We start from the raw sequence: 7,213 nt of genomic DNA, 5'->3' as shown, positions 1-7,213 counted from the left end.
ATAAAGCGCGGCGGCGATATCCATGATTGACAGGGTTCCGCCGGCATGGCCGCTCCCGGCAGCGCACAGGGCGACCAGGTCATAGCCGCGCATCAGCCTGGCGGCGTCTTTGAGCTGGTCGATGGAATAATCGCGCACGACGTTGCCGGTCTTGGAATCGGTGATGGCCATGGAAGCTCCAGTCCGGGCGCACGGCCCAAGGCTTGAGGCGCAAGCTGAACACACGTGCGCCTTGGATTTCTTGCAACTGGCGAGAGTATTCCCGGATGGCGCAGGGGTCAGTGAGTGAAGTCACAGGGAGGGGTGATGGGTGAACAAGGTGTGAGTTGTGAGTTCTGAGTTGAGTTCAGGAGAGCCACTACGCCAATGGCCGGGCCGCCGAGGCGGCCCGCAACTTTACTCAACTACCCGATTAGACGCCTTACAAGTTCTTCTTTGTCCACTCCTCGATCCTGTCCAGCGCCTTCTGGATATTCTCCATGGAATTGGCCACGCTGAAGCGCAGGTAGCCTTCTCCGAAGGCTCCGAAGGAGGTGCCGCTCAATCCGGCCACGCCCGCCTGCTCCAGCAGCGCGTCGGCCAGCTTTTTCGACGGCCAGCCCGTCTTCGTGATATTCGGGAAGACATAGAACGCGCCTTTCGGCAGGCGGCAGGAGAAGCCCTTGATCCGGTTCAACCGCTCCACCATGTAATCCCGGCGGCGCTTGAACTCCGCGCACATCTTTGTGACCGCGGCCTGGTCGCCTTTCAGCGCTTCGATTCCCGCCATCTGGGTGAAGCTGGCGGTACAGGAGACGGCATTGGTCTGCAGTCGGGCGATTTGAAGAGCCAGATCGGCGCGCATCACGCCATATCCCATGCGCCATCCGGTCATGGCGTAGGTCTTGGAGAAGCCGTCGAGCAGAATGGTACGGTCCTTGAAATCCTCGACCGACATGATGGAAAAGTGCTCGCCTTCAAAAATCAGGCGGCTGTAGATCTCGTCGGAGAGGACCATGATGTCGCGGTCACCGATTGCTTCCGCGATGTCGAGAACGTCCTTCTTTGTCAGCACGCCGCCGGTTGGATTGTGCGGCGAGTTGAGGATGATGAGCCGCGTGTTGCCGGTGATCTTGGATGCCAGTTCCTTGACGTCGAGCCGGAAGTCCAACTCCTCGCGCAACTGGATGGGCACCGCCTTGGCGCCAACGAAGTTGATCATCGACTCGTAAATCGGGAACCCCGGGTTGGGATAGATGACCTCATCGCCTTCTTCGGCCAGTGCCGTGATGGCATAAAACATGATCGGCTTGCCGCCGGGCACAACGACGACTTCCTCGGGTGCAACCTTCACCTTGCGGGTGCGAGAAATGTAGTCGGCGATGGTCTGGCGCAGTTCGGGCAGCCCCGGCGATGGACCGTAGTGAGTGAACCCCTTGTGCAGGGCGTTGCTTCCGGCTTCGATGATGTTGGACGGGGTATCGAAATCCGGTTCGCCGATTTCCAGGTGGACGATGTTCTTGCCCTGCGCCTCAAGGGCGCGCGCGCGGACCAGCACTTCAAAGGCGGTTTCGGTGCCGAGGCGCGACATCCGCTTGGCCAGGCGCAGTGCAGGCGTGACATGAGCTGTCTTGGGCATAGCAAAAGTAGCCATTATATCGCCCCTCCGAGCGGGGGAAACAACCCTTAAGTGTCGAACAGGGGGCTGGAAGGGCGCTGTGATAGAAATCACCGCTCGGCGGTCATGTCGTGAGGACTTCTGACGCAGTTTAGAGCGGGCTTGTTCCCCGTTCAGCCTGCAGTGGAAATTCAGCGAAAGGCGATGGTCACGGCGTCGTCGCCGGCAAAATTGATGGTTACGTTCGTCTCCGCTTCAATCGGCTGGCCATTCAATTGGGGCGGACGATATCGCCAGCGCCGCACCGCCCGGACGGCGGCATCGGCCAGCGCGCGGTTGCCGGTGAGAGCCGCGACCTCTTTCACCGAACCGTCGGCAGCGACGAAAACTCGCAGATGCACCCTACCGATCAAATTCGCATTCGGCGATTCCGGGTAGCTGAAGCTCAGGGGCGCCGCGGCAATCACCAGGCGCCCGATGGGGGTCACGTTACTCGATGTCACCTCAGCTGATGTCACCTCGTGGGCAATACCGGCAACAGGAGGCACAGGATCCGCTGAAGCAATCGCCGCTGGCCGGGCTGCGCCTTCAGTATTGATGGAACGAGATGGAACGGGCTGTCCCGGCGCTGGGAGAGTGGCAACCGCGGCTGTGGCAGTGAAGCTTGCGGGGGCGGGAGGTGTTGCATGCGTCGGTTGCACGATAACCGCGGACGGCAGCCTCGGAGTTATTCCGCGTGCGGCGGAAGGCTTTGCCGTCGCTTGCCTGTCGACAGTTGGCTGGGGCTGTCCGCTAGCTGCGGCGCCAGCGGGCGGCGACGGTGCATAGGGCTCTTCAAATTGCAGTCGCACGGCGGCCGATGCGGACCGGCTGTGGCGGACGTAGATGAGCCCAACCAGAATGGCTATGCCCGCGGTTAGCGCCACGCCGGATGCCAACCACTGCCGCGGTACGCCGAGGACGGATGGCGGCCTGCTTTTCGCGACCGCAACCGTGGACGGTCGTCTGACAGGCCTCGTGTCCAGCCACCGCGAATCCAGCGGGGTGTTGGGGCTCTGAATCCGCCCGGGCACGCTCACAGAAGCCGCGCCCACGGCTTGCGCCAGCGCGGACTCGGTGGACTTGATGGCAGCGGCGACGCTCTTACGCTGCGACGCAACTCTCGCGTTCTCCACCACGCCGATAATTGGAGCGGAAGCGTAGCGGCGGAGAGTGGATGCGCGGCACAACTTATCGACTACTTCGCGCTGACGCTGGTTCAGCACCTGGTGCGACAACCGGTGAAAATGTCGGAATATCCACAGCAGGTACACGCGTTGGCGCAGTGTCGGGCTGGCATACAACGGGCCCGTATCCGTGGCGAGTTCGACGACGCCGGAGCGAAGTTTCTTTGACAGTACACCCATGACTGCTTTATCGGCAGGGTTGCGGATTGAGCAGGAAAAAGCCTGGGAACCCTGGGCTAACCGCAGAATTATACGACTGATTTTGCCACCCTCAAGGGCTAGCTGTGACGCCGCCCAATTCCCGCGCCGTTCCACTGGCTGAGCTGTTGGCGATTCTTCAGCCCACACGCGAGGGCACGTCAGCCACGCCTCTCGCTACTCCGTGACAGCCGATTGGTCGGTAGCTCGGAACACGCGATCTACCGAGTACGGCGTCGCGCGCGAGCCGTAATGATGGTGAACCTGCAACTCGCCGAGCAGGCCCAGCGCCAGCATCTGCACTCCGGCAATGATCAGCACCGCAGCGAAGATCATCAGCGGGCCATGCTGGGCCATGATCGACCCGCCGGTCAGCAGTTTCTTCAGCATCAGGAAGACGGCGATCCCAAGTCCGGCAAGGTTACTCAACATCCCGATGGTGCCAAAAAAATGCAGCGGGCGTGACAGATAGCGCAGCAGGAAGCGGATGGTAATCAGGTCGAAAAAAACGCGAAGGGTTCGGCCCAGACCGTAATGTGATTCTCCCCGCTCGCGCATCGTGTTCTTGATCGGAATCTCACAGATCGTAGCTCCATGCCAGGAAGCAAGCGCCGGGATAAAGCGATGCAGTTCACCGTACAAGGGGACCTGCGACAGCAGATCGCGCCGGTACGCCTTGAAGGTAGTGCCGAAATCGTGGATATCGACGCCGCTCAGTTTCGCCATCAGCCAGTTGGCGCAGCGTGACGGAATGCGCCGCAACCAGAGATTGTCTATGCGCTGCTTGCGCCAGCCGCTGACAATGTCATAGCCCTCGGCCAGTTTTTCCAGGAAGGAAGGAATGTCGCCGGGATCGTGTTGCAGGTCACCGTCCATGGCGATGACGTATTCGCCGCTGGCATGGTCGAAACCGGCGGCGAGCGCGGGGGTCTGACCAAAATTGCGGCGCAGTTTCACCACCACCACGCGGCTATCGACGGCGACAATTTCGCGCAACAGGTGGAAGGTGCGGTCGGCGCTGCCGTCATCCACTAAGATCAGTTCAAAAGGGTCCGGCTGGGCCTCCATTACCGCTTTCAGGCGGTCATAGAGTTCGGTGACGTTCTCCTGCTCATTGTGCAGAGGAATGACGATGGAGTACTTCGGCACGTTGTAATTATACGTTGTCGGTTGTCAGTTTGCGGTTATCGCTGTCGATGGGAGTCTTTTGTAGCGGTGAGACGAGACCAGTTTACTCAATCTAATTCCCATGCAACGCGTAGTTCGGTTCCAGCGGCAGCTTGCCGTTGATCTTGAGCACGACTACGCCGCTGGTGATGGAATAAATGTCAATCAGGCCGGCCGCGCCCGACAGGCTTTCCACCATGCGGATGACCTCAGAGTCGGACTTCACGATTACAAAGTAGCTGGGATTCGCTGCGATTACAGCTTTGATCTTGTCTTCCGAAATGCCGAAGAATTTCTCCATTGCGACCTTCATCGCGGGTATTGATGGGTCGCGAAGAACGATCGTGACCCTGGCCCCGCCCGGCCAGGCAGGCAGCGTTGCATTCGCCATCTTGCCTAGCTCGGCCAAAGTCAGCGCCCGGACTGAATTGGACTTGTTGACGACGACCGCGAGATCACGCGCGGCACAAACAACGGACGCGCACAGCAGTGCCAGTCCAAGCGCAAACCCACGAAAAGTGAACGTCCGCGGCGGGATAAAGAGACCTCCGCCGCGATTTAAGCTCACAACCGCTGTGAAAGGCAATCGGTTCGAAGTAACTACGCAGGTACACGGGCGTCGATTCGCATGGCAATTGGTTGCATTCGTGAAAAAATCGCGTTACATCACAGCCGATGCCACGTTCATCCATAGTCGGAATGGTACTGCTGCTTTCGATCGCAGCGGCGGCGCAAAGCACGCCAACGTATCATCATGCGCATGCGACTGCACCGAGGCAGACAGGCCCCATCTCCATGCTGCCAGTCAGCACTCGCTCGCCCAAGGCCCGCGTCCTGTATCAGCAGGCGATGACCGACTCCATGAATTTTCACCTGGACCGAGCCCTGGACCAATGGCGCGCGGCGGTGAAACTGGATCCGAATTTCGCGCTGGCAAACCTGATGATTGCCTTCCGTTCGCAGGATCCGAAAGAAGCTAAGCTGGCGCTCGAGCGCGCCAATGTCGCCGTACAAAAGGATTCCCGGGGCGAACGACTCTTCGTGCGCTGGATCACCGGCGTCCGCGAGGGTAATTTCGTCTCCGGCATTGCCGCGATGAACGATCTGCTGGAACTGTATCCCCGGGACAAGCAGATGCTTTCGCTTGCGGGCAACTGGCTGATGGTACGGTACAGCTACGATCGCGCCGACGCGCTGCTGGACCGCGCGCTGCAAGTGGATCCCAACTACCCGCCCGCGCTGAACTCGGCGGCCTACGCGCACGCGCAGATGGGCGAATTCGACGACGCCATCGAGTTAATGCAGCGTTATGCGCAGGTGCTTTCCCACGAGCCGAACGCGCAGGACTCGTATGCGGAAATCCTCCGCATCTCGGGCAAGTACGACCAGGCCATCGAGCACTACCGGGCGGCGCTGAAAATGGCGCCGGGATTCTCCATCATGGGATTAGCCGACACCTACGCGCTTAAGGGCGACGAGGAGCGCGCCCGAGCCGAATACCTGCGCTGTAATGAGCAGGCGGAGATGTCGGAAGATAAGATTATGTGCCGGCTGCAATATCCGGCCACCTACGTGTGGGAAAAAAACTACGCTGCCGCCGACAAGGCCTTTGACGGGGCCGCGAAATGGGCGCATGCGCATGATCTCGGCATGACCGAAGCTCAGGCACATCGCATGATGGCCATGTATCAGCTGGACAGCGCAGTCGCTTTGAAGCACTTGGATCAAGCTGTCGCGGTGCTGAATGAACATGCTTCGGTTTCCAAGTCGGATCGCGAGGAGGAGATGTCGCGAATCCTGCGATCGCGCGTGGTGTGCGCCCTGGGCGCTGACAAGCAGGCGGAAGCCAACAACGCTCTTCAGCAACTGCAGAGCCTGGCCGAATCCAATCCCAGCGAAATCGTGCAACGTTCCTACCATGCTGCAATCGGGGCGAAGCTGATGGTTGAGCACCAACCCGCCGAAGCAATCCCGCACTTGCGCGAAGACTTGAAGAACGCCTTGTCCATGTCGCTGCTGGTCACCGCATACGAACAGACAGGCAACACGCAGATGGCCGCCATTTCGCGAAAGGACCTCGCGAACCTGCACCTGCCGACTCTCGATTATGCGATGGTGATGGCGGGAATGCGCTCCACGCAAGCGCAGCGTTGATAATTAAACGAAGCTGAAAGCCTCGCCGCGACAGCGCACCGCGGCATTGGCCAGGTGGTTGGCTTCAAAATTCAATTCGCGCGGAATGTGGCTGATGGTGAACTCCAGCGCGCGAGCCAGTTTGCGGCAGGTCCAGTTCAGGGAATAAAGGCGCGGGCTGCGGCAGGCATATTCGCCGGTCATTTGCCTCACAACCACTTCCGAATCACAGTAAACTTGGAGCCGCTTGGCCTTTCGAGCCACTGCCAGTTGCAGCGCCTCCAGCACCGCGGCATACTCCGCAACATTATTATCCTGGTGGCCGATCCATTTGGAGATCTTGATGATTTCGCCTCCGGGAGTCTCCAGTACGATGCCAATACCTGCCGGCCCCGGATTCCCGTGCGAACCGCCGTCGACGTAGGCTACCAGTTTAGACATCCCTGCCCTGTTTGAGACACAATGAACCCTCCAGGTTTTCCCGGTCAAGACATTCGTTTGGTGCACCTGTTGAAAACCGGCAGTTCTGTCCCGATTTGTGGAAAAAACTGTGGATAATGAGAACCGGATCTCGGGGCTGTCGTAAACTCCCGGTTTTTGTGCAGATTACAATCCTGCTCTCGATGGCCGAGAAACGTGGCACTGCACCGAAGATGAGCGTTGACATTTGTTGTTCCCGATATAGTATTCCGCGCGTCGACGGTCGAAAGGGTTGGCGTCAATCATCGGTCGCCAGTCCAAAGTAGACTGAGTGATCCGCGAGGCGAGGCAACTCGTTGAGCGGCCGGACCCGAAAAAACCGACGGATACTGCGAGGTTCCGTTGGGGTTCGGTACCGCGAAAGCGGCGATCGCATCAGGGGCTGTGACGGTACATGCGTCCACGTCGTTGA

The 7,213-nt window shown here is 59.6% G+C and carries 6 protein-coding genes; 1 reads left to right on the top strand and 5 read right to left on the bottom strand.

What is annotated here, in order from left to right; genetic code table 11:
• Positions 1–421: 421 nt before the first annotated feature.
• The 4 genes from VFI82_10280 to VFI82_10265 form a co-directional block, all read right to left on the bottom strand.
• Positions 422–1,633 carry a pyridoxal phosphate-dependent aminotransferase gene (locus VFI82_10280; protein HET7185063.1) on the bottom strand — a complete coding sequence of 404 codons (1,212 nt, stop codon included), beginning with the start codon at positions 1,631–1,633 and terminating at the stop codon, positions 422–424.
• Positions 1,634–1,788: 155 nt separating this feature from the next.
• Positions 1,789–3,003 carry a TonB family protein gene (locus VFI82_10275; GenBank protein HET7185062.1) on the bottom strand — a complete coding sequence of 405 codons (1,215 nt, stop codon included), beginning with the start codon at positions 3,001–3,003 and terminating at the stop codon, positions 1,789–1,791.
• A 195-nt stretch (positions 3,004–3,198) separates the two neighbouring features.
• The gene (locus VFI82_10270; protein ID HET7185061.1) at positions 3,199–4,170 is read right to left on the bottom strand and encodes a glycosyltransferase family 2 protein; all 972 of its coding nucleotides are present in this window, start codon (positions 4,168–4,170) and stop codon (positions 3,199–3,201) included.
• Between the two features lie 91 nt (positions 4,171–4,261).
• The gene (locus tag VFI82_10265) at positions 4,262–4,579 is read right to left on the bottom strand and encodes a hypothetical protein (protein HET7185060.1); all 318 of its coding nucleotides are present in this window, start codon (positions 4,577–4,579) and stop codon (positions 4,262–4,264) included.
• Between the two features lie 404 nt (positions 4,580–4,983).
• Here VFI82_10265 and VFI82_10260 point away from each other — a divergent pair, with 404 nt between their 5' ends.
• Positions 4,984–6,342 carry a tetratricopeptide repeat protein gene (locus tag VFI82_10260; GenBank protein HET7185059.1) on the top strand — a complete coding sequence of 453 codons (1,359 nt, stop codon included), beginning with the start codon at positions 4,984–4,986 and terminating at the stop codon, positions 6,340–6,342.
• A gap of 3 nt (positions 6,343–6,345) precedes the next feature.
• Here the strand turns inward: VFI82_10260 and VFI82_10255 are convergent, their stop codons facing one another.
• Positions 6,346–6,762 carry a ribonuclease HI family protein gene (locus VFI82_10255; GenBank protein HET7185058.1) on the bottom strand — a complete coding sequence of 139 codons (417 nt, stop codon included), beginning with the start codon at positions 6,760–6,762 and terminating at the stop codon, positions 6,346–6,348.
• Positions 6,763–7,213: the final 451 nt, after the last annotated feature.

The sequence above is a fragment of the Terriglobales bacterium genome (genome assembly GCA_035691485.1).
In the GTDB taxonomy this organism is placed as follows: domain Bacteria; phylum Acidobacteriota; class Terriglobia; order Terriglobales; family Acidobacteriaceae; genus JAIQGF01.
The sequence above is the reverse complement of the archived record's forward strand: the minus strand, read 5'-3'. Positions and strand labels throughout refer to the sequence as shown.

What these genes read in the sequence shown, in the direction of transcription:
- VFI82_10260 (HET7185059.1), top strand. Translation starts at nt 4,984, where the DNA reads ATGCTGCCAGTCAGCACTCGCTCGCCCAAGGCCCGCGTCCTGTATCAG.
- VFI82_10255 (HET7185058.1), bottom strand. Translation starts at nt 6,762, where the DNA reads ATGTCTAAACTGGTAGCCTACGTCGACGGCGGTTCGCACGGGAATCCG.
- VFI82_10265 (HET7185060.1), bottom strand. Translation starts at nt 4,579, where the DNA reads ATGGCGAATGCAACGCTGCCTGCCTGGCCGGGCGGGGCCAGGGTCACG.
- VFI82_10275 (HET7185062.1), bottom strand. Translation starts at nt 3,003, where the DNA reads ATGGGTGTACTGTCAAAGAAACTTCGCTCCGGCGTCGTCGAACTCGCC.
- VFI82_10280 (HET7185063.1), bottom strand. Translation starts at nt 1,633, where the DNA reads ATGGCTACTTTTGCTATGCCCAAGACAGCTCATGTCACGCCTGCACTG.